This window comes from Nocardiopsis rhodophaea (assembly GCF_039530945.1).
Classification (GTDB): Bacteria; Actinomycetota; Actinomycetes; order Streptosporangiales; family Streptosporangiaceae; genus Nocardiopsis_C; species Nocardiopsis_C rhodophaea.
In genome coordinates, this window is the sequence record NZ_BAAAPC010000009.1 from 82,610 (window position 1) to 107,231 (window position 24,622).

The following is a 24,622-nucleotide window of genomic DNA, read 5'->3' on the forward strand; positions in this document are numbered from 1 at the left end:
GAAGATCTGGCCCGCGCCGCGGTCCTGCACGAGGAAGGCCTGGTGGTCATCGCCAGTGCGTCGACAGCCGCGTCCCGCCCACACTCACGCCACTGGACGCCGCCCCCTCCGAAGGGTCGATCCCTCGCGGCCCCCACCCGGCGACTGAGCGCCCTGGGGATGGATCGGGCGGCTCACTTGGGGGGCGATCACTGCTGGAGGAGAGGGGAGAGCACGTCGCGCAACCCCTGAAACCCGGTGTAGTGGAGGCCCGCCATGCCAAGTCGGCGTGCCGCCACCACATTGGCTTCAGCGTCATCGACGAACAGACAGCGTGGGACCGGTGTCGCGGCCGCATCAGCGGCGGCCCGATACACAGCCGGGTGGGGTTTGGCGACGCCCAGCCGGGAGGAGTTGACCACCGCGTCCGCGATGTCGGACAGGCCAAGTGTCTCCAGCTCTTCGTCGAGCCGTGTCGTGGCGTTGGAAACCAAGACGACGCGGGCCCGCTCGCGGACCGCGGTCAGCGCGTGCAGCACCTCGGGATCGACCTGCGGAAGCAATGCCGCCCACTGCCCAACTATCGCCTCAGCGCGGTAGCGGGAACCGCAGGCCTCCGCTAGGTCGTCGGCCACGCCCCTGCGCCACTGCGCGTCGGTGGTCTCCCCCGTGACGGCGGGCGTGAGCCGGTGCGGTGCGAACGCCGCTCCGGCCAGCGTCCCTTCGGCCAGGCCGTACTGCCGGTCCAGCTCTTCCATGCGGGCGGGGTCCCACAACCGCAGCACCCCGTCGATATCGCAGAGGACGGCGTCGAACGCTACTCCTGCCATAGGGGGAAGTCTCCCACGAGCGACGGGGACCAGGTTGGGGTACTCCAAGCCACGGAAGGACGCAGGAAGGCGGGCCAGGCAACCTCAGGAGGACTGGTCCGAATGCCCGAGCGGCCGCCCGGGCGCGATCCAGTCGCGGATCAGCCGCTTCAACTCGGCGGCGTCGGTGAAGGCGGCGTCGCTCTTGCGCGACCAGACCGCCTCGCCGTTAAGCCGCACCTCGAACACACCACCGGTTCCAGGTACGAGTGCGACCTCGCCCAGTTCGGTCTCGAACGTCGTCAGCAACTCCTGCGCCATCCACGCCGCTCGCGTCAGCCAGCGGCACTGGACGCAGTACTCGATCTCAAGTCTCGGCTTCTCATCTACCACGTCACCAGTATGGCGACGTCGACCAGCTGTGAGGGAGCCGGCCTCCTCCAGGAGCGATCACACTCGGGAGGTTCTGTGGCATAGCAGTTCTGTCTAGAGCGATGGCTCTTCAGGGAGGAAAACATCGTCGGCGCGGTCGGCCGTGAGGGCGCGCCGCAGCCACGTCTCGATCTGCTCGCAGTCGGTGCAGGTCGTGATGCGATTGCGGATCTCGTCAGAGATCTCGATCCCGCGGACTTCCAGAGCCAGTAGTAGCATCCGGACGGCCTCCTCTGTGCGCCCTTCGTTCCGCCCTTCTTTTCGTCCATCTTCCTGTCCGCGGCCGTAGTGCTCGCGGGCGAAGGGGCTGTAGACGGGCCAGGATGTCGAGGACATGATCTCCTCCAGAAGCCGCCGCGCCAGCGGCGCGGCTGTGCGGTAAGCGTATTCATAGTAGCGGGGAGCAGCCTGGGCATCCATCTTCTGGAGCCCCGCGACAAAAGCTTCCACGACCCGGCGTCGCGCACCATGGGCCATGATCCCCATCACTGCCAACTGCGGATCGGCGATAACCGCCTCGGCATCGGTGAGCACAGGTATGTCGTTAGGTCCTACCACTACGGACTGGAGCATGTAGCCGGGAAGTGTTGTCGGTATCGGTCTGGCGTACTCGTCCGCGGCCTTTTGCGTGGGGCACACGATGAGGACCGAGACCGGACACTGCAGGAACAACCACAGCGCGGCGGCGTACCTGGGCAACTGTTTGCGCTTGGACTCGGACTTCTCCTGCTGAATCTCCACGACGATCGCGTGCAGTGGCTGGTGCTTCGACCCGACGAGAACGACTGTGTCAGGGAAAAGGTCTTTGGAGGGGCGATCGTTGAGATTGTTGTCCCCCAGGTGAACCGGAAGTCCCTCTGGCAGTTCGACATCGTCCAGCTCGCGGATGAGCTCTACGGCCAGGGACGGGCGGTCCCGGAAGAGTTCGTTGAGTGTGTCGTGAAGGGGAGAAGGCACGATAGGAAGGTTAGGAAACGACCATCGTTCCGGGAGCGGTTTTGACGAGACTGCTCCGGGGATGAGCAACGTGGCTGACGGAGAAAAGGACGGGCATGAGGATGTTTGGCCAGGTGAACGGTTGGATATCCCCGGAAGGCAGTGGTCACGACGATTTCTGTGTTGAATTGAGAACTGCCGGTTTTTTCACCTTCCGGAACTTCCTGGACTGGCATGCCACAACTTTCTGGGGGCGGAGTCGGCACCCGCGGGGGAGATATCGGCGTAGGTGGACAGCGCGTAGCCGTTGGCGTAGCGGATGCGGTGGCCGCCGACGCCGGCGACGGGGGAGGACGGTGCTGGAGAAGCCAGGCGGGCGTGGAGGTGCTCCCGGCCCTCCTCCGTCCAGATCCCGGCCAGCTCGTCCAGGTCGTAGGCGTGGGTCGCGTTGACGGTGGGGAGCCCCAATCCGCCGACCCGGCGGACTCGGCCACGTACGGCCAGCAGCCAGGAGCCGAACACGGTCGCGGCGCAGCGGTCTTGGACCGATTCGAAGAAGGTCAGGTCCACCAGGCCGGTGGCATCGTCCAGGGTGGTGAAGATGATGCGCTGTCCTGAGCGCACCGCCGGAGTCTGGGTGGCGACCTTCGCCCCCAGGACGAGTACCTCTTCCCCCGGCCGCGCCCGGTGCAGGTCGCGGGAGAGTACCGCGCCGTGGTGGGAGACGAGTTCGGCGACCAGATCGGCGTAGCAACCGAGCAGGTGGTGGGACGCGTCGTAGCCCAGGACCTCCAGCTCGGTCTGGACCTCTTCCGCCATGGTCATCTCCGGCAGCTCGCCCGCGCGCGTCTCCTCCACCAGGCCGATCGGCAGCTGCCCGCCGCCCAACGTGCGGCGTCCCGCCCGCTCGATCGCCCCGGCCTGAAGCAGCAGGTCGCGGCGGCGTAGGCCTGACGGGCCGACCGGGTCCCCCGTCGATCCGGTTGCGATGTGGTACAGCGCGTCGAAGGCTCCCACCCGCACCAGTCGGTCCAGCACGTCACGGGAGGGCCGGACCCGGTTCGCGAAGTCGGGCAGTGAGAGGTAGGGGCGCCCCGACACGATCGCGTCGACTTCGGCGTCGGTGATGCCCTTGACGTCGGACAGCGCCGCGCGGATCCCCCACACCCCATCCGCTGTGCGCTCCACCCGCCACCCGCGGTCGGATGCGTTGACGTCGACCCCGAGGATGGGAACCCCGAAACGGCGGGCGTCGTCCAGGATCGCGCGGCGCGGATACATCCCGGGCTCGTGGGTGAGCACGCCCGCGTAGAACGCCGCGGGGTAGTACCGCTTCAGCCACGCTGACTGGTAGGTGGGGAGCGCGAACGCCGCGGCGTGCGCCTTGCAGAACCCGAACGCGCCAAAGGCGGCGATGATCTCCCACACGCGCTCCACGACCTCCTCGGTGTGGCCGCATTCTTGGGCCATACCGGTGAAGATCTCGCGCACGTCCTCCTTACCCGCGTCGGTGCCCAGCCGGCGGCGCATCGCCTCGGCCTGGTCCAGCCCGCAGCCGGTCATCGCGTGCAGAACGTTGATCACCTGCTCGTGGAAGATGACCACGCCACCGGTCTCGGCGAGTACGCCGGACAGCGCGGGGGAGGGGAACTCCGGCTCCTGGTCGCCGTCGCGGATGGCGATGTAGGGCGTGATCATGTCGCTGTTCACCGGGCCCGGCCGGAACAGAGAGATATCGATGATGAGGTCGCCCAGGTCGGCCGGTTGGAGGCGGCTGACGAGCTCACGCTGGCCCGGGGACTCGATCTGGAAGCAGCCGAGGGTGCGGGAGTCGCGGATCATCGCGTAGGTAGCGGGATCGTCCGGCGGGACCTTGATGATGGTGTTGCTGTGCGTCTCGCTCGCACTCCTCGTTTGCTCCACCGCCGATGCGATCGGGCCTGCGGCCACGGGCATCGACGCCTCCGCGCACTGCGTCGCGCTCGCGTTCGTGCTCCCCTTCGCGCTCGCACTCCTCGTTTGCTCCACCGCCGATGCGATCGGGCCTGCGGCCACGGGCATCGACGCCTCCGCGCACTGCGTCGCGCTCGCGTCGAGGTCGACCTGTGTTCCCTCCGTCCGCCGGATCTCGGACAGCGCGTGGGTCATCGCCGACTGCATGCGCACCCCGATGACGTCGAGTTTGATCAGTCCCATCTCTTCGACGTCGTTCTTGTCGAACTGAGTCATGTCGTAACCGAGCTTGCCGGGTTCCAGCGGGGTGCGGTCGCGCAGGGAGGGGTTGGAGATGACGATTCCGCAGGGGTGCAGGGCGGTGTGGCGGGGGAGCCCGTCGAGGCGTTCGGCCATCTGGAACAGTGCGGCCGACGAGGGGCCGTCCAGTCCTCCGCTGCGCAGTTCGGGGAGGTCCTCGCAGGCGGCGCGGATCTGTCGGGCGCGGATGTGGGGGAACATCTTGGCCAGCCGGTCGACCTCGTGCGGTGGGACCCCCATGACCGCTCCCACGTCGCGAATGGCGCTGCGGGCGCGGTAGGTCTCCATCATCGACACGCAGGCGGCGTTCGGGTAGGCGTCGAAGATCGCGTCGTAGGCGTCCAGGCGCCGGGCCGACTCCACGTCGAGGTCGATGTCGGGCAGCCCGCTGCGGCTCTCGGTGAGGAACCGCTCCATCAGCAGTCCGTGGGCCAGGGGGTCGACGGCGGAGATCCCGATGAGGTGGTTGACCAGGCTTCCGGCCCCGGAGCCGCGAATGGAGCAGCGGATGCCTCGGGCGCGGATCCTGTCGACGATGTCGGCGACGGTGAGGAAGTAGGAGGAGAAGCCCTTGCGCTCGATGATCTCCAGTTCTCGGGCGAGGCGCGCGCGGGCCCGCCGGTCGCGGTGGAGGCCGAGCCGGGTTAGGCCCTCGCCGCAGGCCCGCCACAACCGGTCGCGCGCGTTGGGGAACTCCGGCAGGTGGGGGCGGTCCAGGCCCAGGTCGACCCCGGGGTCCAGGGCGCAGGAGGCGGCCAGTGCGCGGGTGTGGGCGAGCAGGCGCCGCGCCGCGGTGTGGTCGGGGCCGCAGATCCGCTCGGCGACCTCGGCCATTTCCTCGCTGCTTTTCAGGTAGGCCTGGGAGACGGCCGGGACGGGGGCACCGCCACCGCCGGGCTGTCGGCGGTGGACCTCGTCCAGGACGTGGGCGACGTCGGCGTCGGTGGAGCGGGGGTAGCGGACGGCGTTGCTGAGCACCGCCAGGGTGCGGGTCTCTGCGGCCAGCCGGAGGAGTGCGGTGGCCTGCGCGTGTCGGCCGGGGCCGTAGTGGTCGACGAGCTCGACGGCCACCTCGGCTGTCTCCCGCCAGCGGTCGAGCAGGCGGCGCGCCCGCTGCAGGTGGCGGTCGCCCGCGGCCAGGCCGACGTCGGAGCCGGGGCCAAGCAGCACGACCAGTCCTTCGGCGTGCTCGGCGACGGAGTCGAGTGTGATCGCCGGGACGCCGCGTGCTCCGGCGGCGTGTGCCGCGGTGATGAGACGGCACAGCGAAGCCCAGCCGCGCTTCCCCCGGGCCAGAACGGTGACGCGGCCGCCTTCGGGGGCGGCGACGGCAAGGTCGGCACCGAGGATAGGCCGGATTCCGGCCCGCTCGCAGGCGCGTACGTGCTTGACGGCGCCGTAGACGCCGTCGCGGTCGGTGAGCGCGAGCATGTCCATGCCCAGCTCGGCCGCGCGCTCGACCAGCGCGGGCGGGTGGGCCGTCCCGTACCGCATGGACGCCGACGACGCCACGTTGAGGTGGGTGAAAGCGTCCGTCAATGTCTCCCCCCGAGGTTGGTGCTGTGGCCGGAGGTGCGCGAGGCACACCTGGGGAAGACGGGCCTGAATCGAATCTATGTACGAATTATACCGCAGACCTCCTGCTCTGAAATCCGTGACCTGCGGAGACAACCCACCGGCGCCGCGGATTCGTCCGCGCACAACCACCACGCCACCACGAAGAAGGTGCAGATATCGGCCGAACCCGCCTTTCGCCGACCATAGTGTCGATACTCAGGGTAAGTTCATAGAAACGTTATGTAACGAGACTCTCGGTAGGGAGGCGACAGCTCATGGACAAGCGCCCGGGCACGGTCGAATCGTTCGACGCTGACACGGGGTTCGGATACATCATTCCGGACGGCGACCTCCCCTCCCTCCGCTTTGACTCCTCGTGCGTCTCCCGAGGCCTGGAGGCCATCGTCGCGGGGCGTCGCGTCGCGTTCGATCTCCAGGTCGGTTCGCGGGGGCAGTCAGCCGTGAACGTGGTGCCGCTCTGGCAGCGCGCCCACCGCGATCTCCACCGCAGCGGTCGTGCCGTTGCGGGGCGCCAGGGGATCCACGGCGCCCACGGCGATCGCGTCGGTTACCGTGCGGATTCGGGTGATCACAGAGCACCGGGGGTTCTTCCGGTTCGCGGTACCGTTGCCACCATGGGGAACGCATCCGGCAGGCCGTCCACGTCGGTCGAAGACTATGTGAAGGTGATCTACGACCTTCAGGAACGCGGTTCGGGCCCGGTAACGATATCCGGGATGGCCGATCGGCTGTCGGTGTCCAATTCCTCCGTCTCCGGCATGCTCCGCAAGCTCAGTGAGCTCGGCCTGGTGGACCACCAGCGCTACGGCCACGTCCGCCTTACCGACACCGGCACCAAGGCCGCGCTGGCGGTGCTGCGGCGGCACCGCCTCCTGGAGACCTACCTGGTCGAGGAGCTCGGTTACTCCTGGGACGAGGTGCACGACGAGGCCGAGGAGTTGGAGCACGTCGTCTCCGACAAGTTCGTCGACCGCATCGCCGAGCACCTGGGGAACCCTCTGGTCGACCCGCACGGCGACCCCATTCCCACCCGCGACGGCAAGATCGTGGAGCGCGACACCCATCTGCTGTCCGAGGCGAAAGCGGGCACCATCGGGGTGATTGTGCGGGTCAACGACACCGATCCCGATCTGCTGCGCTACCTCGCCGACCAGAGGATCGGCATCGGCATGCGCATCGAGGTGGTGGAGCGCCAGCCCTTCGGCGGATCACTCCTGATTCGGGTCGGGGCGCCCGGCGAGCAGCGCGACCAGGCGCTGGGGCTGGTCGCGGCCGAGGCCCTATGGATCGCCCCCGCGCCGGAGGACGCCATCGGCGCCTGAGGGCGCGCCTGGTTTCGCTCACGGTGCTGCCACGGGGGAGGGACGGGGGCTCGGCGGCGTTTCGGGGCCACAGCGACGTGCGGGGAGCGCTTGGGCGGGGAAGGCGGAAGGGGAAAGACAGCAAAGGAGCACGGGCACGATCAGTTCGCGGGTTACGCGCCTTTCTCTTTCTTTCGCTCCTTTTCTTCGGCCTTTCGCGCGGCTTTCTCCGCCTTCCGCTCCTCTTTGGCGGCCCGCTCCCGTTCCTCTTTTACCACTTTGGCGTACCGATCGACGTACTCCTGACCGGACAGCTGCATAAGGGCGTACATGATCTCGTCGGTGATCGACCGCAGCACCAAATGGTCGTCTTCCATCCCGTAATACCGGGAGAAGTCGAGCGGCGTGCCGAATCTCACCCGGGGGCGGATACCGAGCTTGGGCACGGTCGTTCCGGGCGGCATAATCTTTTCGGCGTTGATCATCGCCATGGGGACCACCGGGACCTTGGCCTCCAGGATCAGCCGGGCCACGCCCGTCTTCCCCCGGTAGAGTTTCCCGTCTGGCGAGCGCGTGCCCTCGGGGTAGATTCCCAGGAGCTCCCCCCGTTCCAGCACCTTCAGTCCGGCGCGCAGCGCCGACTCACTGGCCTTGCCGCCCGACCGGTCGATCGGGATCGCCCCGGCTCCGCGGAAGAAGCGGCGGGCGATCGCTCCCTTGGCCCCGGCGCCAGCGAAGTAGTCCGACTTGGCCATGAAGTTGATCTTCCGTGGCACGGGCAGCGCGCCGAAGAAGTGATCGGCGACCGACAGGTGGTTCCCGACCATGATCGCGGGCCCCCGCAGAGGGATGTTCTCCACGCCCTCCGCCCGGGGCTGCCACAGCGCGGCCAGTATCGGCCCCAGGATCAGCTTGAGGATCCAGTAGATCACCGCAGGTCACCCCATCCATCACCGAAGTTTTTCCCCGTTGATGCTATCCGGAATCCACCCCCATCCGGTGGAACCCGCGGTACGGGTGCCCCCGGGCGGGCGCCGACATTCGTCTTTTCCCAAGCAACGAGAATTTCCCGCCGCCTGGAAAGACGAGAAGAGGAGAGAGGAGAATGCTCCGCGACCTTCGGTAGCGGGTCGGCGGAATTTCTTCTGCGGTCAACGCCCGACGAATTCAATTGAGTCCGGGGTGGTCGCCTTCGCCCGCCCCGGTGGGTTCGGGAATGGCGTCGATGTGGGCCGGTCCTCTTCGGGCTCAGGCGGGAGCACCCGCGGTGGCGCGGAGGAAGTCCGCCAACGACTCCCGTGTTTCGCGCAGCGCGTCTATGCGCGCGTCGATCGCGTCGAGCTCGCGGCGCAGCGTGGCCAGCAGGTCCGGGCAGGGCTCCAGTGCCGGCACCTCGCCGCGCGCACACGGCAGCACGTCCCTGATGACCTCGGTCGACAGGCCGGCCGCGAGGAGAGCGCGGATCTGGCGGACCGTGGCGACAGCGTCGCCACGGTAGGCGCGGTAGCCGTTGGCCGACCGCTCAGCCCGGATGAGCCCCTGCTCTTCGTAGTAGCGCAGCAGCCGGGTGCTGACCCCTGTGTGTCGCGACAGTTCACCGATCCGCACGGCCCCACCTCGACTTGACCTTCTCATCGATGTGAAACTTTATCGTCATCCCATGACCACGCGACAGCAGCGTCCTCCGCTGGACGACATCGACCTCTCCACCACCAAGCTGGGCAGCGGCCCCGGCCTGCTCCTCGCCCACGGCGCAACGGGGTGGGTGGATGCCAACTTCGGGCCGATCCTCGCCGATCTCGCCCGCCACCACACCGTCGTCGCCCCCGACTACCCCGGTTCGGGCTCCACGCCGCGCGCGGCAGCCCCGCTCGACCTGGACGCTCTTGCCGACCGCGTCGTGGCGACGGCTGTGGCGGCCGGGCTGGAGGAGTTCGCGATGCTGGGCTACTCGTTGGGCACCATGGTCGCCGTGCGTGCCGCCGCCCGGCGCCCCGAGCGGGTCACCGCGTTGGTGCTGACCGCAGGGCTGGCCTCCCCTCTTCCGCACACCCAGCGCGTGCTCGACGCCTGGTACGAGGAGACGGCCGCCGCGCAGCTCCCCCCGGAGCAGGCGGGTGCCCTGGAACAGATCGACCTGGTCCGCAGGTCGGACACGCGCGCCGACCTGGCCAGCATCACGGTGCCCACCCTGGTGGTGGCGACCATGGCCGACGAACTGGTGACACCCGACCACTCCGACGTCTTGGTCGAGGGGATCGCGGGCGCCCAGCGGGCCGAGCTGCAGTGCGGCCACCTGCCCTTCGAGGAGGCACCCGACGCTTGGGCGCGCCTGGTCAACGGTTTCCTCGCCCAGGTCCCTGACGCCCCCGCCCAGGTGGCGCAGGCGTGAGGGCGGCCGCCCTCACGCTCGACGCGCTCCTGGAGGGGCCGCCCTCCGCGCTCACCCCGGACGGAAACGGTTGTGCTCCGCGCGTGGCCGCGGCGCCTGGCCGCACCCGAGGCGGAGCACGGCGGCTGAGGACCCCGCGGCCGGGGTGAGGGGGGTCCGGAAGCGGAGGGGTAGAGCACGGCGGAACAGGTCAGCGCGCGCTGGTCGGGCGCGTGCGGCGGGCGGGCAGGAGCGCGCAGTCGCCGCACTTGGCGCAGCCCGGGATGCGGTAGTAGAGGCAGCACGTCGAGCGGGAGAAGAAGCGCGCGTCGGTCGCGCCTGGTCGGGCGAACTCGCCCAGCCCGGCCAGGGGCGGGCGGTTCATCAGCTGGGTGGCCAGCGCCATAACCGCCGCGGCGTGGCCGGGCCGGGCTTCGGCCAGCTGCTGAACGGTCCCGGCCAGGGATGATGCCGCGTTGCCCCACAGCAGCCGCGGCGCCACCTTGACCTGGGCGCGTATGGCCTCGCCGATCGGCGCGAGCACAGCCGTGATGACGTGGTCGGACACCAGGTCCGCCCCGTCGCGCCCGCGGGCGGGAGCCGTGGGTGACGCCAGACCGGGGCCGTCGCGCAGCGCGAAGACCAGCGGTCCTGTGCGCGCAGGGCTCCAGTGCAGCGCGGCGGGGTCGGGCACGCGGTCGTGGCACAGGGCGGCCGCGATAACCGGCGACAGCAGTCGGGAGGCCAGCCCCTGGTAGAGGATGGACGCGGCGACGCGGGGTTCCACCTGGTCCTCGGGCACCTGGGCGCGCCCAGCGAGCCTGCGGCGCACGTCGGCGATCTCGGCGGCCAGAAGCTCCGGCCGCCGCCACAGACCGTCGATGGGCACCCAGCCCTCGCCGGCCAGGTCCGACTCTACGGCGAAGAACGGGTTGATCGTGCCGATGTCGCTGAGCACGGCACGGAGCATGGGATCGGTCATCGGATCCATTCTCGCGGAGCGCGCCCCGGCGCGGGTGTCGGGTGGGGTGGCTCGGGGGCCGCCCCACCCGACCTCGCCGGCCTTCGGCGCGGAGCCGCACTTGGCCTGACGCGGTTCAGGGCCGACCGTCCTGCCCTCGACCGGGCGGCGTGCGTAGGCGCGCATCGCGGCGGGTGCCCTCCCCGCGCGGCACGGGGAGGGAAAATGCTTCTAGTCGCACTTCTTCCAGGAGAAGTGGTAGACCGTTGTGATGCTGCCGTCGGTCGAGTCCATCGCCATGAAGCTGGTGGTATTCGGGTCGGACGTTCCCGCGTTCACGCGCAGCTCGGTGTTGATATTGAAGTTGCGTATCGCGTTGCAGGGGGCGTAGACGTACACGCCGGTCTCATCGCCGAACTGCCAGTTGTCCGCGTGGGGACCATCGAGGTTGTGGGTGACGGGAACCGTCTCCGGCATCCCCTGGAAATAGTAGTTCGCCTTCTGCGTACCAGTCGCGCCTTTTTTCAGGTCCGCATATCCGCGGTAGTCGGCCCGGGCGATGGCGTAGGTGTATCCCTGCGGAACTTTCACCTGAACGGCGAGCTGGCAGTTCTTCCGGGAGTCGGTGGGCTTGGCGCCGGCGCCCGCCATGGCGAGGTATTCGCTGTAGGTGACGGTGAAGGCGGTGTTGTCGGGAGCCACGGCCACGGCGGCGGTTCCGGGGCGGCAGCCGGATCCGTTGACGGTCACCAGGTCGATGGCGATCGATCCCGGCGGCGGCGGGGTGATGACGAAATCAGCGCTCGCGGGCGCCGCGAGCAGAGAGGACAGAAGGGCGGCCGCGCCTGCGACCACCGAAAGGGACTTGAGCATGGGGGATCACTTCCGATCGTTGTGATGGAAGAATGTGTGGGGCACGTCCGCCGGGCGCCCCAATGATTACATTCGCGCCACGGCTTCCAGGGCACCCGGTGGGGTGCGCATTCGACGAGATGATCACCTCACTGTTCACTTTCGGCAGTACAACTCGATCCGAATGCGTAACGGCATGTTATTTCCATCGCAACAGGGCGTCAATATCTTCCCCGTGGAATTTCTTGATCATAGAAAATTCTCAGCAATCGAACGGTATAACCATTTGTCGTCCGATCGTTGGATGACAGCCAGTTGGGAATGCGTTTTCCATTTGCCGACGCCATTCTCGGTTGAATTGATCACCGCACACCGAACCGCGGGCGCCCGAGACCCGGATCGGCGGGGCGTGAGGACCCGGACACCGCTGGTGCACGGGCGGCCTCTGCTGGCCCGCAGCCAGCCGCGGGCCAGCGGGCACCTACCTCGCACCCCGCCCCCTGTGATAAAAGTTAGGCGTGCCGAACATTAGAGATTGGTCGCCTTTAACACGATCGCTGACGACTCTTCCGGCCGTGGCCGCACTTGTGGCCGCGGCGGCCTGTTCCGGGCCGTCCTCCTCCGCCTCCGATGACACGCGGCTCAAAGTCCTGACCACTTTCACGGTGATCGCCGACATGGCCAGCAACGTCGCCGGGGACAAGGTCGACGTCGCATCGATCACCCGCGTCGGCGCGGAGATCCACACCTACCAGCCCACCCCCGATGACCTGGTGCGCGGTCAGGACGCCGACCTCATCCTGGCCAACGGGCTCGGCCTGGAGGCCTGGTTCACCCAGTTCACCGAGCGCATCGACGCCCCCAACGTCACCCTCTCGGAGGGCGTGGAGACCATCCCCATCACGTCCGGCACCTATGAGGGCAAGGCCAATCCGCACGCCTGGATGTCGCCGGACAACGCCATGATCTACGTCGACAACATCCGCGACGCGCTCGCCGAACTCGATCCCGACAACGCCGACATCTACGGCGCCAACGCCGACGCCTACAAGGAGGACCTCGCCGAAATCCGCGATTTCCTCGACACCGAGCTCGGCGACCTTCCTGAGCACCAACGCGCCCTGGTGACCTGCGAAGGGGCCTTCTCCTACCTCGCGCGCGACGTCGGGCTGAAGGAGAAGTACCTGTGGCCGGTCAACGCCGACAGCGAGGGCACCCCCCAGCAGATCGCTTCGGCCTCGAAGTTCGTGCGCGAGAACAAGGTCCCCGCGGTGTTCTGCGAAACCACCGTGAACGACGGCGCACAGCGCCAAGTCGCCGAGGAGGGAGGGGCCCGCATGGGCGACAAACTCTACGTCGACTCCCTGTCCGAGCCTGACGGACCGGTTCCCACCTACGTCGATCTGCTGCGCTACGACGCCGAGGCGATCGTGGCCGGACTGACCGGACAGGAGGACACATCATGACACTCGCGGCCCCATCCTCCACCCCGACGATGGCCGCGCCCGCCGTTCGGGTCAGCGGCGTCACGGTGCGCTACGGCGACGTGCTCGCGCTCGATGGTGTGGACCTCGCCCTGACCCCCGGCCGCGTCTGCGGCCTGCTGGGAACCAACGGCTCGGGCAAGTCCACCCTGTTCAAGACCATCCTCGGGCTGGTCGCCGCCGATCGCGGCCGCGTCCACCTCTACGGGCAGAGCCCGGACGCGGCCCGCAAGGCCGGGCTCGTCGGGTACGTCCCCCAGTCGGAGCAGGTGGACTGGGCCTTTCCAGTGCGCGTCATCGATGTGGTGATGATGGGGCGCTACGGGCACATGGGCATCACGCGGCGCCCGAGCCGCGCCGACCGCGAGGCCGTGGACCAAGCCCTGGCACGCACCGACCTCACCGGTCTCGCGCACCGGCAGATCGGCGCTCTGTCGGGCGGCCAGCGCAAGCGGGCATTCGTGGCACGCGGGATCGCCCAGGGCGCGAGCGTGTTCCTGCTCGACGAGCCGTTCGCCGGGGTGGACAAGCGCTCGGAGGCCACCATCATCGAGGTGCTGCGCGCCATGCGCGACGACGGGCACACCCTGCTGGTCTCCACGCACGACCTGGCGAGCGTGCCGACGTTCTGCGACGAGGCGGTGTTGCTCCAGCGGCGGGTGATCGCCCACGGCGGCCCAGAGGACGTCTTGACCCCCGACCGGCTGTTCGAGGCGTTCGGGATCGAGTCGCATGCGGCGGAGGACACGAGATGAGCGCCTGGGGAGGCACGGACTGATGGCCGGTTTCGTGGAATGGCTGCTGATGCCCTTCCAGTTCGACTTCATGTGGCGGGCGCTGCTGGTCAGCACCGTGGCCGGGATCGTGTGCGCGATCCTGTCGTGCTGGATGACACTCATCGGCTGGTCGCTGCTGGGCGACGCGGTCTCCCACGCGGTCCTGCCCGGCGTGGTGCTCTCCTACCTGCTGGGCTGGCCGTTCGCGGTCGGCGCGCTGGTGTTCGGCGCGGGGTCGGTGGCGCTGATCGGCACGGTTAACCGCACCTCCCGGGTCAAGGAGGACGCCGCCATCGGCATCGTGTTCACCGCGATGTTCGGTATCGGGGTGGTGATGATCTCCAAGATCCCCAGTGACACCGACCTGATGCACATTCTGTTCGGCAATGTCCTGGGCGTCTCCGACTCCGAGATCGCGCAGATCCTCGTCATGGCGGCGGTGGTCCTGGGCGTGGTGCTCGTCAAGCACCGCGACCTGACGCTGTTCGCTTTCGACTCCATCCACGCCCACGCGATCGGACTCAACCCGCGCCGGCTGGAGATCCTGCTGCTGGGAATGTTGTCGGTGACGGTGGTGATCGCGCTGCAGGCGGTCGGGATCATCCTGGTGGTGGCCATGGTGATCATCCCGGGTGCCACGGCCTACCTGCTGACCAACCGCTTCGAGCGGATGCTGCTCATCGCGGTGGGGGTGTCTGTCACCGCGTCCGTGCTGGGCACCTACGTCAGCTTCCAGGCCGACGTCGCCACCGGCGGGGCGATCGTGGTCGCCCAGGCCTGCGCCTTCGCACTGGCCTACCTGTTCGCCCCAGAGCACGGCCTTGTGCGGCGCGCCGCACGCCGCGCCCGACAGCAGGAGCGCGAAGCGAAGGAGCGGGACACCATCGCGGCCTGAACGCGGGGCGGGGGCGGAGCACCACTGCGGCGTCCACACTGTAAGACGTATTTCTCATATTCTGATCGCCCGGGCTAGGTTTCCCTACCGGAAGCACAGGCTCATCCACCCGACAGGACGGTGATCGGACATGGTCCGGCCGCAGGCGGTCTATCCCCACGGACAGCACGCGTCGGTGGTGCGCTCCTACCAGCGGCGCACGGTCGCCAACTCGGCGGCCTACCTCGCCGATGAGCTTCGCCCCGGCTCCGCGGTGCTGGACGTCGGGTGCGGCCCGGGCAGCATCACCGCCGACATCGCCGAGCGTGTGTCCCCGGGGCGCGTGGTCGCGGTCGACGCCTCGCCCGAAGCGGTGGCCACGGCCCGGAGGACCGCGGCCGATCACGGGGTGCGCGGAGTCGAATTCGCGGTCGCCGATGTCCACGCCCTCGACTTCCCCGACGCCACGTTCGACGTCGTCCACGCCCACCAGGTCCTCCAGTATGTCGCAGATCCGGTCCGAGCCCTGAGCGAGATGCGGCGCGTCTGCCGCCCCGGTGGGACCCATCGGCGCCCGCGACGCCGACTACGCGATGATGGGCTGGCACCCCGAGGTGCCGGAACTGGGCGCGTGGATGGCGCTGTATCAGCGCGTCGCCCGGCGCGACGGCGGTGAACCCAATGCCGGACGGCGCCTGCTGTCCTGGGTGCGCCGCGCCGGGCTCACCGACGTTACCTGCACGACCTCCACCTGGTGCTATGCCACGCCGGACGAACGCGCGTGGTGGAGCGAGGTCTGGAGCCAGCGCATCACCTCGTCCGGCCTGGCGGCGCAGGCGCTGGGGGAGGGGTTGGCCACGGCCGACGACCTCCAGCGCATCGCCGACGGCTGGCGCGCCTGGGGGCGGGCCGAGGACGGCTGGTTCACGATCGTCCACGGCGAGGTGCGCTGCCGCGTGTGAGGGGGCCGGAGCGGCGACAGGTGAGCGGCCGTCCCGTGCGCGTCGCGGCCTACTTCCAGGTGGGAGCCCAGCCAGCGCTGTCCGACACGCCCGGCGGCAGCGGAGGAAGCAGCCCCGCGCCCGGGGGCAGCTCGCGGGGCGCCTCGGGCGCGTCCGCCTCCGGCCGGTCGTCGTCCACGGGGGCCGGGGCCTCCGTGGCGGCGGCAGTGTCAAGCCGCGCGACGGCCGCCTCCCCCTCGGCCGCGCCCGCAGCGCAATCCACCGGGGCCAGCGGTTCGGCGGGTATGGCCGGGTCCGCCTCGGCCGCCGGCGGCTCCTGCGTGGGGGCGGCAGGGGCCGGTTCGGCGGGTGCGGGGCTCAGCGGGTGGCGGACCGCTCCGGCGGGATGCAGCCGCGCCCACCAGTCGGCGGCCTCGTGAGCCGGAATCTCGTCCTCCACGCGCAGCCGACCCACCACGCGCGGGTGGCGCCGCCCCGCGCGCCAGCTGTGGGGATGCGACCGCGCCTCCAGAACGAGTACCCGCTCGCCGCCGACAACGGGGATGTCGACGGGGGCAGTCTCGTTGCCGACCCAGCTGCCGTCGCCGCCGACGAGGTCCCACCTGCCGGTGACGATCTCGGCCTGCGGGTCGCTGTCCCGGTCCTGGGAGGCCGCGACCCAGCTCGGGTGGGGACGGGTGCCGGGAACGCCGCGCCCCTCGGGCCCGACGAGGGCGTCGGCGAGCAGGGTGTGCAGCTGGAAGTTGTCCGCCACGCCGTCGAATCGGACCCGGAACCCGCGCCCCGAGGCACGGTCGAGCACGAGGGCATTGTCGGCCGCGGCCATCCGCAGCAGCGCGTGGACCTCCTCGTATTCCGCGATCTCAGCGGAGAGCTGGCGCGCGATGCGCGTCAGCTCCGCCAGGTGGCCCACGTCTCGCGGTGCTGCGCGGTCGCCGCGCAGGGCGGCGCGCGTGTCGGCGTCGTTGAGGACGGTCCTGGCGGCCAGAGCGTAGCGGTGGGAGACCCACCATCCGGTGGTCGCCAGGCGCGCAAGTTCGTTGAGGTAGGGGGCGACGCGCTGCTCCTCGGCCTCGGTCACCTCCATGGGCGGGGGAGGTGTGCCGGCGCCGGTTTCCTGCCAGGCCGCCAGGAAGGCCCCGGCGGCCTGGCCGTAGGTGGCGAGCTGACGCATGACCTCCACCCCGGCCGGTCCCGCGGGCGTCCCGGTATCCATCAATGCTCCGGCGACAACGGCCAGGTCGGCGGCGATGCCGGCAACGGGTTCGCTCTGCCGCATGACCGGCACGAGCGCGTCCAGGGCGAGGATCCGTTCTTCTTGCGGCACGTGGGAGGAGAGCCGGAAGACCTCGTGCATGGCGGAGCGGAAGTTGGGTGACTGCGCTACGGCTGTGTCGAGCAGCTCCTGAAACGCGGCGCGGAACTCATTGATCACATACGGAATCTTTGCACAGAAACCTGTCCAAAGATCCCCTCGACCTCGGGGTGACCGGGCCCGCGCACGGCCCTCGCCGGATGCGTGCTTTATGGGGTTGCGGGGACGGCCGGGGCCCGTGATGGTGGGACACCATGACGCACCGTGCCCGCCCCACCGTCCCGCCGGACGGCACAGGCCCCCATCGGCCGCTCGCCCTGGTCACTGGGGCGGGGCGGTCGGTCGGCATCGCCACGACCATCGCCGTCGACCTGGCCCGCGACGGATGGGACGTGGCCTTCACCTACTGGTCGGCCTACGACGCGCGGATGCCCTGGGGCATGGAGAAGGAAGCCCCCGCCGAGCTATCCCGCCGACTGGGCGAGGTCGGAGCACGCGCGTGCGGCATCGAGGCAGACCTGAGCGACCCGCGGGCGCCCTCTCGACTCTTCGACGCCGTCGAGCGCGAGCTGGGCATGGTCACGGCATTGGTCATGGGCCACTGCGAGTCGGTGGACTCCGGACTCCTGGACACCACGGTGGACAGCTTCGACCGCCACGTCGCCGTCAACGCGCGGGCGGTCTGGCTACTGATCCGGGAGTTCGCGCTGCGTTTCACCGGCCCGCATGGCAGCGGGCGGATCGTCGGCCTGACCAGCGATCACACCGTGGGCAACCTGCCCTACGGCGCCAGCAAGGGGGCCATGGACCGGATCACGCTGGCTGCCGCACAGGAGTTGGCGCACCTCGGAGTCAGCGCGAACGTGATCAACCCCGGCGCGATCGACACCGGCTGGATGAGCGAGCAGCTCCGGGGCGACGTCGTGCACCAGACGCCGCTGGGGCGGACGGGGCGGCCGCAGGACTGCGCGAACCTCGTCACTTTCCTTCTCTCGCCGCGGGGCGGCTGGATCAACGGGCAGTTACTCTCCAGTAACGGCGGCGTCGGCTGAGCGGCCCGAGAGCCCTCCGCACCAGCGCACCCAACCGGCACCGAACGGTGATACGCGCCACATTTCCGTGCCGCGCCATGCCCTGAGCATCCCGATAAGTGCTGACCTCACGGCCCTGACGCGCGCGAAGTGATGTGTCTGTTTCGCGAGTGTTACGACGTGACATATCCCGGCAACGGCCCCTTCCTAGCGTCGACACCGAAACCGCAGGCAAGCAGGAAGGCCGGGACGTGAGCAGCACCCATTCCCCCCAATCCCCCCAGGCCGCAGTCGGCGAACAACGCCGCGGTGGGCGGTGGATCGCCCACTGGGACCCCGAGGACACGACGTTCTGGGAGCACAGCGGGCGGCGTGTGGCCCGGCGTAATCTGTGGGCGTCGATCTTCGCCGAGCACATCGGGTTCTCCGTATGGAGCCTGTGGTCGGTGCTCGTGCTGTTCATGACCCCTGAAGCCGGGTTCTCCTTCGCGCCGGAGCAGAAGTTCCTTCTGGTGTCGGTGGTCGCGTTCGTCGGCGCGGTGCTGCGGGTGCCCTACACGCTGGCCGTGCCGCTGTTCGGCGGGCGCAACTGGACGCTGATCTCGGTGAGCGCCCTGCTGGTGCCCACCGGCCTGGCGGTCGTCCTGATGCAGCGCCCCGACACGCCCTTCTGGCTGTTCGTGGTACTGGCCGCCACGGCGGGCCTGGGCGGGGGGAACTTCTCCTCCTCCATGGCCAACATCAACTTCTTCTTCCCCGAGCGGGAGAAGGGGTGGGCGCTGGGGCTCAACGCCGGCGGCGGCAACATCGGCGTGGCCACCGTGCAGCTCGTGGGCCTCGGCGTCATCGCGCTGTTCACGGTCAGCGCCGGGGCGTTCGTCCCCCTGTTCTACGTCCCGTTCCTGCTGCTGGCGCTCTGGGTGGCCTGGCGGCACATGAACAACCTCTCCGGTGCCCGCACCGATGTGGCCGCGCAGGTCGCCGCTATCAAGGACCAGCACTTCTGGATCATGTCGGTCCTCTACATCGCCACGTTCGGGTCGTTCATCGGCTTCGGGTTCGCCTTCGGCCTGCTGCTGCAGAGCCAGTTCGACCGCACCCCCCTGGAAGCCGCCATGGTCACCTTCATGGGCCCCGCGCTCGGTTCGCTGATCCGACCGGTCGGCGGGTCCATCGCCGACCGGTTCGGCGGCGCCCGCGTCACGCTGTGGAACTTCATCGCGATGGTCGCCGGGACCGGTGTGGTCATCGCGTCGGTGGCCTCGGACTCCCTGCCCGTGTTCATCACCGCCTTCGGTGTGCTCTTCGTGCTGACCGGCATCGGCAACGGCTCGACCTATAAGATGATCCCCGGCATCTACGCGGCCAAGGCCCAGAACATGATCGCCGCGGGCACCCCGCGCGAGGAGGCCCTGTCCCAGACCAAGCGCGTCGCCAGCTCGATGCTGGGCCTGATCGGCGCCATGGGGGCCTTCGGCGGGGTGTGCATCAACCTCGTCTTCCGCGAGTCCTTCGCCGCCACGGGGGCGGCCACCCCCGCATTCATCGCCTTCCTCGGCTACTACGTGGTGTGCATCGCGATCACCTACTTCGTCTACCTGCGCACCCCGGTCGGCGCCACCCCAGCGCCCGCCCCCACCGGCCGCGCCCACAGCGCCCCCGACGCCGACACGGAGCGCGTCGCCTCATGACCACGACCCACTGCCCCTACTGCGCCCTGCAGTGCGCGATGCACCTGGAGCCCGGCCCCGACGGCGCGCTGGCCGTGCGCCCGGCGGACTTCCCCACCAACCGGGGCGGGCTGTGCCGCAAGGGCTGGACCTCGGCCGAGGTGCTGCGTACCCCCGACCGGATCACCTCCCCGCTGCTGCGCAAGGACCGCGACGCCGAGTTCACCGAGGTCGGCTGGGACACCGCCTTGGATTATGTGGCCGAGCGGCTGGCCTGCCTGCGCGCCGACCACGGCCCGGATGCGGTGGCGGTGTTCGGCAGCGGCGGGCTGACCAACGAGAAGAGCTACCTGCTGGGCAAGTTCGCCCGCGTGGCGCTGGGCACCTCCCAGATCGACTACAACGGCCGGTTCTGCATGTCCTCGGCCGCCGCGGCCTCCACGCGTGCCTTCGGGCTGGACCGGGGGATGCCCTTCCCGCTGACCGACGTGGGCGAGGCCGAGGTGGTGCTGCTGGCCGGAGCCAACCCCGTCGAGACGATGCCACCGATGATGGGCCACCTGTCCGCCCCCACGCTGATCGTCGTCGACCCGCGCCGCTCGGCCACTGCGCAGCAGGCGCTCGCCGACGGCGGCATGCACCTGGCTCCCCGCCCGGGCACCGACCTGGCCTTGGCCCTGGGGCTGCTGCACGCGGCCCGCGTCCACCACCTGCTGGATGAGGACTACATCGCCGCGCGCACCACCGGCTTCGACCAAGCGTGGGCGCAGGCCGCCGCCTGGTGGCCCGAGCAGACCGAGCACGTCACCGGCGTCCCGGCCCACCAGATCCGCGACGCCGCGCGGCTGCTCGCCGAGGCCTCGGGCGCCTACATCCTCACCGGGCGCGGCACCGAGCAGCACGCCAAGGGCACCGACACGGTATCGGCGTGGATCAACCTCGCACTCGCGCTGGGCCTGCCGGGACGGCGCGGTTCGGGCTACGGGTGCATCACCGGGCAGGGCAACGGACAAGGCGGGCGCGAACACGGCCAGAAGGCCAACCAACTGCCCGGCTACCGCAAGATCGACGACCCGGCCGCGCGCGCCCATGTCGCCGGAGTGTGGGGGGTGGACCCCGACCGGCTGCCCGGCCCCGGACGCAGCGCCTTCGAGCTGCTCGACGCGCTGGGCACCGCGACCGGCCCGCGTGCGATGCTGCTGTTCGGCTCCAACCCCGTGGTCTCCGCCCCCGACGCCGGTCGCGTACGCGACCGCATCGCGGCCCTGGACCTGCTGGTCGCCGCCGACTTCGTGCTCTCAGAGACCGCCGCTATGGCCGATGTGGTGCTCCCCATCGCCCAGTGGGCCGAGGAGACCGGCACCATGACCAACCTGGAGGGGCGCGTCCTGCGCCGCCGGGCCGCCGCGACCCCGCCCGCGGGGGTTCGCACCGACCTGGAGGTCCTCAACGGGCTGGCCACGCGCCTGGGCCAGAGCCCCGACCGGTTCCCCACCGACCCCGACGCCGTGCTGGCCGAACTGGGGGCCGCCTCGGCCGGCGGCGCGGCCGACTACTCCGGCGTCACGCCGGCCCGCCTCCAGACCGGAGAGGCCCTGCACTGGCCGGTGCGGGCCCGGGCCGAGGCCACCCCGCGGCTGTTCCTGGACGCCTTCGCCCACCCCGATGGGCGCGCCCGCTTCACCCCGGTGGCCCACCGGCCCGCGGCCGAGGACACCACCCCCGACTACCCGCTCATCGCCACCACCGGCCGGCTCATGGGCCACTACCAGTCCGGCGCCCAGACACGGCGCGTCACCGAGCTCGCCCAGGCCGAACCCGCCGCCTATGTCGAGGTACACCCCGATACCGCCGCCCGCTGCGGGCTGTCCCAGGGCGCTTGGGCCCGGGTCACCTCACCGCGCGGGACCACCCTCGCCCAGGTCCGGCTGCGTACCGAGGCGCGGCTGGACACCGTGTTCCTACCGTTCCACTTCGCCGGCGAGCAGGCGGCCAACAACCTGACCAACCCGGCGCTGGACCCCACCAGCCGAATGCCGGAATTCAAGGTCAGCGCGGTCCGGCTGGAACCGGCCGCGCACCACACCGGAGGGGAGAACCTGTGACTCAGCCCGTGCGCCACGTCGTGGTGATCGGCAACGGCATGGTCGGCGCCCGGTTCGCCGAGGAGGTCGCCCGACGCGACCCGGCGGGCGAGCGCCTGCGCCTGACCGTTCTGGGCGCCGAGGACCACCCGGCCTACAACCGGGTGCTGCTGCCCGGCGTCGTCGCCGGAACCTATGCCCCGGGCGATATCGCGCTGCCCTTCCCCGAATCCGACGCCATCACCCTGCGCACCGGCACCGCCGCCACATCCCTGGACACCGCCAACCGCCGGGTGCGGCTGGATGACGGGTCCGATGTGGAGTACGACGAGCTGGTGCTGGCCACCGGGGCGCGCGCCTCCTTCCCGCCGGTCAGCGGTGTGGCCGCCACCGACGGCACCCCGGAGCCCGGCGTGACCGCGCTGCGCGACATGGCCGACTGCCACCGTGTGCAGGCGCTGGCCCGGCCCGGCGCGCCTGTAGTGGTGCTGGGCGGGGGCGTGCTCGGTTTGGAAGCGGCCCGCGCGCTGGCCGAGCGCGGCGTGCGGGTGTCGGTCGTGGAGTCTTCGCCCTGGATCATGCGCCGCCAGATCGACCAGCCCTGCGCCGAGATCCTGGCCGAGTGCTACAAGGCGTTGGGGATCACCGTGCACTCCTGGCGGGTGGCGGCCCGGTGGATCCCGGGCACCGGTCTGGAGCTGGACGACGGCCGGGTGCTGGCCGGCGACGCGCTCGTGGTCACCGCGGGGGTGCGCGGCAATACCGAGCTGGCCAAGGACGCCGGGATCGAGGTCGAGCACGGGATCATCGTGGATGACACGCTGACCACCAGCGACCCGCGGGTGCACGCGATCGGCGACTGCGCCCAGCACGCCGGGGGCGGCGCGGGCCTGGTCCAGCCCGGCTGGGAGCAGGCCAGTGTGCTGGCCGATTTGCTGACCGGGGCGGCGCTGGAGGCCCGCTACAGCGGGGCGCGCACGGTGACCCGGCTCAAGGCCCAGGGCATCGAGCTGACCGCGATGGGCGAGGCCGACGCCGATGACACCGCCGAGACCGTGACGATCTCCGACCCCTACGGGCGCCGGTACGCGAAACTGTCGGTGCGTGAGGGCCGGGTCGCCGGGGCGGTGCTACTCGGGTTCCCCGAGGCGGCTTCCACCATCGCCCAGGTGTTCGACACGCGCTCCCCGGTGCCGGCTGACCGCCTGGCCCTCATCCAGGGCCGCCCGCAGCCCGAGGCCGGAGCGGGACAGGAGACCGGGGAGGCCGACCCGGTGGTGTGCCGGTGCAACGCGGTCACTCGCGGCGATCTGGAGTCGGCCTGGCTGGACGGTGCGCGCACCCGTGAGGCCATCGCGGAGGCCACCCGGGCGACCACGGGCTGCGGCGGGTGTGTGCGCGATGTCAACGCCCTGCTATCGGGGTGGAACGACGCCTCCCCGGCTGCTGTGGGCTGAGGAACGGACGGCAGGAGGTCGGCGCGTTCGGCCGGTGAGGTGTCGGCACGACGACGATCTCGCGTGCGGGTTCACCAACGAGGAAGCTGAAGAAAGCCCTCACGATCCCGGAGACCGAGCTGTCGTACTCCTCCGTACCGCTCGACGGGCCGACCTGCGTTGTTGACTCCCCATCCCAGATCGGCGAGCTCCATTGCCAGGCGCTCGACTTGCGCGGCAACACCGACGGGCAGGCCGTGGAGGATGGCTGGGGACCGCGGGCGTACTGCCGTTCGCTTCGCAGCGCCTCTGGAGTTGCGGCCGGTTGTGGCATGATCGCCTCCTCCCGGCAGTGACGCTGTGGGCCTGGAGATGCCGGGAATGATCGGTCCATGAGCGCTTCCTCCACACTGCTGCCCATCGGGCCGCCACTGTTCGCGGCCATCGTCCTGGCGACGCTGATCGCCGCCGCTCTGGCGGCGCTGGCCCGGATGGGGCACGGTGCCGCCGTGCTGCGGGCCGGGGCGCGGGCGGTCGTCCAGCTGGGGGCGGTGTCCCTCATCATCACCGCGGTGGTGACCTCCGGGCCGCTGACGCTGCTGTATGTGGCGGTCATGCTGGGTGTCGCCGGGTTCACCGCGGGGCGGCGGTTCACCACGCGGCGGTGCGCCGTCCTGGCGGTGGTGCCGATTGCGGTGGCGGTGGTCCCGTTCTTGGGGGTGCTGCTGGCGGCCGGGCTGGTTCGGACCGTGGGGCTGGTGCTCATTCCCATCAGCGGGATCCTGATCGGCGGCGGGCTGACCGCCACCTCGCTGGCGGGGCGGCGGGCCATGGATGAGCTGGCCGCGCGCAAGGGGGAGGTGGAGGCGGCGCTCTCGCTGGGGATGAGTCCGCGCGACGCGGCGTTGGAGATCTGTCGGCCGGCGGCGGTCTCGGCGCTGATTCCGGCGTTGGACCAGACGCGCACGGTGGGGCTGGTGACGCTGCCCGGCGCGTTCGTGGGGATGCTCATGGGCGGGGCGTCGCCCGTGGACGCGGGGGCCGTGCAGCTGTTCGTCCTGACGGGGCTGCTGCTGGTGGAGGTTATCGCGATCGTGGGCTGCCTGGAGATGTTCGCGCGCGGGGTCTTCCCGCCGCGGGAGGCGCGGTAGGGCCCCGCGCGGTCAGCAGCGGTCAGTAGTTGGTGTCGGCGCCGCAGGCGGGACAGGTCTTGCGCCAGGTCTCGATCATCGCGCCGCAGTTGGAGCAGTTCTTCTGGTCGATGTGTGGCGGCTGGAACAGGGGAGACTCGGCCAGCTCCACGATGCCCTTGCAGAAGGGGCAGTTGGCGTAGTAGCCGATGTCGCCGTCCGGGACGAAGTCGTTCCAGCACCGCGGACAGTTCATCGAGGTGCGGGAGCTGCCGCTGGCCGGAAGCATGGGCGAGCCTTTCTCGACGGTGGCCACATGTCCAGACTACGCGCGCACCCTCAGCGCACGCAGCACGACCACCCCCCGTATCCGGTGTCGTCCGCCGCG

Annotated in this window: 23 protein-coding genes and 1 pseudogene; 13 read left to right on the top strand and 11 right to left on the bottom strand. The window is 70.0% G+C overall.

The annotated features are described in order from the left end of the window. Positions 1 to 188: 188 nt before the first annotated feature. The 4 genes from ABD259_RS11945 to ABD259_RS11960 all read right to left on the bottom strand — a co-directional run bounded on the left by ABD259_RS11945 (position 189) and on the right by ABD259_RS11960 (position 5,948). Positions 189 to 809, bottom strand: coding sequence for an HAD family hydrolase (locus tag ABD259_RS11945; protein ID WP_344162289.1), 621 nt, complete (start codon positions 807 to 809; stop codon positions 189 to 191). An 84-nt stretch (positions 810 to 893) separates the two neighbouring features. Beyond that, a complete protein-coding gene (locus ABD259_RS11950; RefSeq protein WP_344162292.1) occupies positions 894 to 1,181 on the bottom strand; it encodes an Rdx family protein in 288 nt (95 codons plus the stop codon). Between the two features lie 93 nt (positions 1,182 to 1,274). After that, positions 1,275 to 2,177 carry an RpnC/YadD family protein gene (locus tag ABD259_RS11955; RefSeq protein ID WP_344162295.1) on the bottom strand — a complete coding sequence of 301 codons (903 nt, stop codon included), beginning with the start codon at positions 2,175 to 2,177 and terminating at the stop codon, positions 1,275 to 1,277. Positions 2,178 to 2,363: 186 nt separating this feature from the next. After that, entirely contained in the window at positions 2,364 to 5,948 is a 3,585-nt protein-coding gene (locus tag ABD259_RS11960; protein WP_344162298.1) for a DNA polymerase III subunit alpha, read from the bottom strand. 293 nt (positions 5,949 to 6,241) lie between these two features. Between ABD259_RS11960 and ABD259_RS25860 the strand changes: the two are divergent. After that, positions 6,242 to 6,382: pseudogene (locus tag ABD259_RS25860) on the top strand (hypothetical protein); the annotation flags it as partial. Between the two features lie 39 nt (positions 6,383 to 6,421). Here ABD259_RS25860 and ABD259_RS11965 read toward each other — a convergent pair. Continuing rightward, entirely contained in the window at positions 6,422 to 6,559 is a 138-nt protein-coding gene (locus tag ABD259_RS11965; protein ID WP_344105729.1) for a hypothetical protein, read from the bottom strand. Positions 6,560 to 6,601: 42 nt separating this feature from the next. Between ABD259_RS11965 and ABD259_RS11970 the strand changes: the two genes are divergently transcribed. Further along, positions 6,602 to 7,309, top strand: a complete 708-nt coding sequence (locus ABD259_RS11970) for a metal-dependent transcriptional regulator (RefSeq protein ID WP_344105731.1) — start codon at positions 6,602 to 6,604, stop codon at positions 7,307 to 7,309. A gap of 152 nt (positions 7,310 to 7,461) precedes the next feature. On the opposite strand, the gene ABD259_RS11975 is transcribed toward ABD259_RS11970, so the two are convergent. Next, positions 7,462 to 8,220, bottom strand: a complete 759-nt coding sequence (locus tag ABD259_RS11975; protein ID WP_344105733.1) for a lysophospholipid acyltransferase family protein — start codon at positions 8,218 to 8,220, stop codon at positions 7,462 to 7,464. 316 nt (positions 8,221 to 8,536) lie between these two features. Further along, entirely contained in the window at positions 8,537 to 8,896 is a 360-nt protein-coding gene (locus tag ABD259_RS11980; protein ID WP_344162301.1) for a MerR family transcriptional regulator, read from the bottom strand. A gap of 52 nt (positions 8,897 to 8,948) precedes the next feature. Between ABD259_RS11980 and ABD259_RS11985 the strand changes: the two genes are divergently transcribed. After that, a complete protein-coding gene (locus ABD259_RS11985) occupies positions 8,949 to 9,680 on the top strand; it encodes an alpha/beta fold hydrolase (protein WP_344162304.1) in 732 nt (243 codons plus the stop codon). Between the two features lie 190 nt (positions 9,681 to 9,870). Here ABD259_RS11985 and ABD259_RS11990 read toward each other — a convergent pair whose 3' ends face one another. Further along, positions 9,871 to 10,641 carry a (2Fe-2S)-binding protein gene (locus ABD259_RS11990; RefSeq protein ID WP_344162307.1) on the bottom strand — a complete coding sequence of 257 codons (771 nt, stop codon included), beginning with the start codon at positions 10,639 to 10,641 and terminating at the stop codon, positions 9,871 to 9,873. A 210-nt stretch (positions 10,642 to 10,851) separates the two neighbouring features. Then, entirely contained in the window at positions 10,852 to 11,493 is a 642-nt protein-coding gene (locus ABD259_RS11995; RefSeq protein ID WP_344105741.1) for a DUF4360 domain-containing protein, read from the bottom strand. Between the two features lie 497 nt (positions 11,494 to 11,990). On the opposite strand from ABD259_RS11995, the gene ABD259_RS12000 reads away from it, so the two are divergent. The 5 genes from ABD259_RS12000 (at position 11,991) to ABD259_RS12020 (ending at position 15,568) form a co-directional block, all read left to right on the top strand. Continuing rightward, the gene (locus ABD259_RS12000) at positions 11,991 to 12,938 is read left to right on the top strand and encodes a metal ABC transporter substrate-binding protein (protein WP_425573511.1); all 948 of its coding nucleotides are present in this window, start codon (positions 11,991 to 11,993) and stop codon (positions 12,936 to 12,938) included. Then, a complete protein-coding gene (locus tag ABD259_RS12005; RefSeq protein WP_344162313.1) occupies positions 12,935 to 13,711 on the top strand; it encodes a metal ABC transporter ATP-binding protein in 777 nt (258 codons plus the stop codon). Before ABD259_RS12000 ends, ABD259_RS12005 begins: the two co-directional genes overlap by 4 nt. Before the next feature lie 22 nt (positions 13,712 to 13,733). Further along, positions 13,734 to 14,627 (top strand): metal ABC transporter permease, encoded by an 894-nt coding sequence (locus ABD259_RS12010; protein ID WP_344105748.1) that lies wholly within the window; start codon positions 13,734 to 13,736, stop codon positions 14,625 to 14,627. Between the two features lie 130 nt (positions 14,628 to 14,757). Next, the gene (locus ABD259_RS12015) at positions 14,758 to 15,282 is read left to right on the top strand and encodes a class I SAM-dependent methyltransferase (protein ID WP_344105750.1); all 525 of its coding nucleotides are present in this window, start codon (positions 14,758 to 14,760) and stop codon (positions 15,280 to 15,282) included. Next, positions 15,242 to 15,568, top strand: coding sequence for a hypothetical protein (locus ABD259_RS12020; protein WP_344162316.1), 327 nt, complete (start codon positions 15,242 to 15,244; stop codon positions 15,566 to 15,568). The genes ABD259_RS12015 and ABD259_RS12020 overlap by 41 nt, the downstream gene beginning before the upstream one ends. 49 nt (positions 15,569 to 15,617) lie before the next feature. On the opposite strand, the gene ABD259_RS12025 is transcribed toward ABD259_RS12020, so the two are convergent. Continuing rightward, positions 15,618 to 17,003, bottom strand: coding sequence for a hypothetical protein (locus ABD259_RS12025; RefSeq protein WP_344162319.1), 1,386 nt, complete (start codon positions 17,001 to 17,003; stop codon positions 15,618 to 15,620). Positions 17,004 to 17,137: 134 nt separating this feature from the next. On the opposite strand from ABD259_RS12025, the gene ABD259_RS12030 reads away from it, so the two are divergent. From ABD259_RS12030 to ABD259_RS12050, 5 genes are all read left to right on the top strand, one after another. After that, positions 17,138 to 17,935 (top strand): SDR family oxidoreductase, encoded by a 798-nt coding sequence (locus ABD259_RS12030; protein ID WP_344162322.1) that lies wholly within the window; start codon positions 17,138 to 17,140, stop codon positions 17,933 to 17,935. Positions 17,936 to 18,165: 230 nt separating this feature from the next. Then, the gene (locus ABD259_RS12035) at positions 18,166 to 19,605 is read left to right on the top strand and encodes an MFS transporter (RefSeq protein WP_344162325.1); all 1,440 of its coding nucleotides are present in this window, start codon (positions 18,166 to 18,168) and stop codon (positions 19,603 to 19,605) included. Continuing rightward, positions 19,602 to 21,689, top strand: coding sequence for a molybdopterin oxidoreductase family protein (locus ABD259_RS12040; RefSeq protein WP_344162328.1), 2,088 nt, complete (start codon positions 19,602 to 19,604; stop codon positions 21,687 to 21,689). Before ABD259_RS12035 ends, ABD259_RS12040 begins: the two co-directional genes overlap by 4 nt. Next, on the top strand, positions 21,686 to 23,125 hold the full coding sequence (locus ABD259_RS12045) for an FAD-dependent oxidoreductase (protein ID WP_344162331.1): 1,440 nt from the start codon (positions 21,686 to 21,688) through the stop codon (positions 23,123 to 23,125). Before ABD259_RS12040 ends, ABD259_RS12045 begins: the two co-directional genes overlap by 4 nt. A gap of 371 nt (positions 23,126 to 23,496) precedes the next feature. Beyond that, positions 23,497 to 24,255 carry an ABC transporter permease gene (locus ABD259_RS12050; protein ID WP_344162334.1) on the top strand — a complete coding sequence of 253 codons (759 nt, stop codon included), beginning with the start codon at positions 23,497 to 23,499 and terminating at the stop codon, positions 24,253 to 24,255. A gap of 22 nt (positions 24,256 to 24,277) precedes the next feature. Here ABD259_RS12050 and ABD259_RS12055 read toward each other — a convergent pair whose 3' ends face one another. After that, complete coding sequence (locus ABD259_RS12055; RefSeq protein ID WP_344105769.1) at positions 24,278 to 24,550, bottom strand: hypothetical protein; 273 nt, start codon at positions 24,548 to 24,550, stop codon at positions 24,278 to 24,280. Between the last annotated feature and the right edge of the window lie 72 nt (positions 24,551 to 24,622).

Coding starts and splice junctions, on each gene's coding strand:
- ABD259_RS11985 (WP_344162304.1), top strand. CDS start 8,949: ATGACCACGCGACAGCAGCGTCCTCCGCTGGACGACATCGACCTCTCC.
- ABD259_RS12050 (WP_344162334.1), top strand. CDS start 23,497: ATGAGCGCTTCCTCCACACTGCTGCCCATCGGGCCGCCACTGTTCGCG.
- ABD259_RS12010 (WP_344105748.1), top strand. CDS start 13,734: ATGGCCGGTTTCGTGGAATGGCTGCTGATGCCCTTCCAGTTCGACTTC.
- ABD259_RS11995 (WP_344105741.1), bottom strand. CDS start 11,493: ATGCTCAAGTCCCTTTCGGTGGTCGCAGGCGCGGCCGCCCTTCTGTCC.
- ABD259_RS12030 (WP_344162322.1), top strand. CDS start 17,138: ATGACGCACCGTGCCCGCCCCACCGTCCCGCCGGACGGCACAGGCCCC.
- ABD259_RS11970 (WP_344105731.1), top strand. CDS start 6,602: ATGGGGAACGCATCCGGCAGGCCGTCCACGTCGGTCGAAGACTATGTG.
- ABD259_RS12015 (WP_344105750.1), top strand. CDS start 14,758: ATGGTCCGGCCGCAGGCGGTCTATCCCCACGGACAGCACGCGTCGGTG.
- ABD259_RS12020 (WP_344162316.1), top strand. CDS start 15,242: ATGGCGCTGTATCAGCGCGTCGCCCGGCGCGACGGCGGTGAACCCAAT.
- ABD259_RS12005 (WP_344162313.1), top strand. CDS start 12,935: ATGACACTCGCGGCCCCATCCTCCACCCCGACGATGGCCGCGCCCGCC.
- ABD259_RS11990 (WP_344162307.1), bottom strand. CDS start 10,641: ATGACCGATCCCATGCTCCGTGCCGTGCTCAGCGACATCGGCACGATC.
- ABD259_RS11945 (WP_344162289.1), bottom strand. CDS start 809: ATGGCAGGAGTAGCGTTCGACGCCGTCCTCTGCGATATCGACGGGGTG.
- ABD259_RS12040 (WP_344162328.1), top strand. CDS start 19,602: ATGACCACGACCCACTGCCCCTACTGCGCCCTGCAGTGCGCGATGCAC.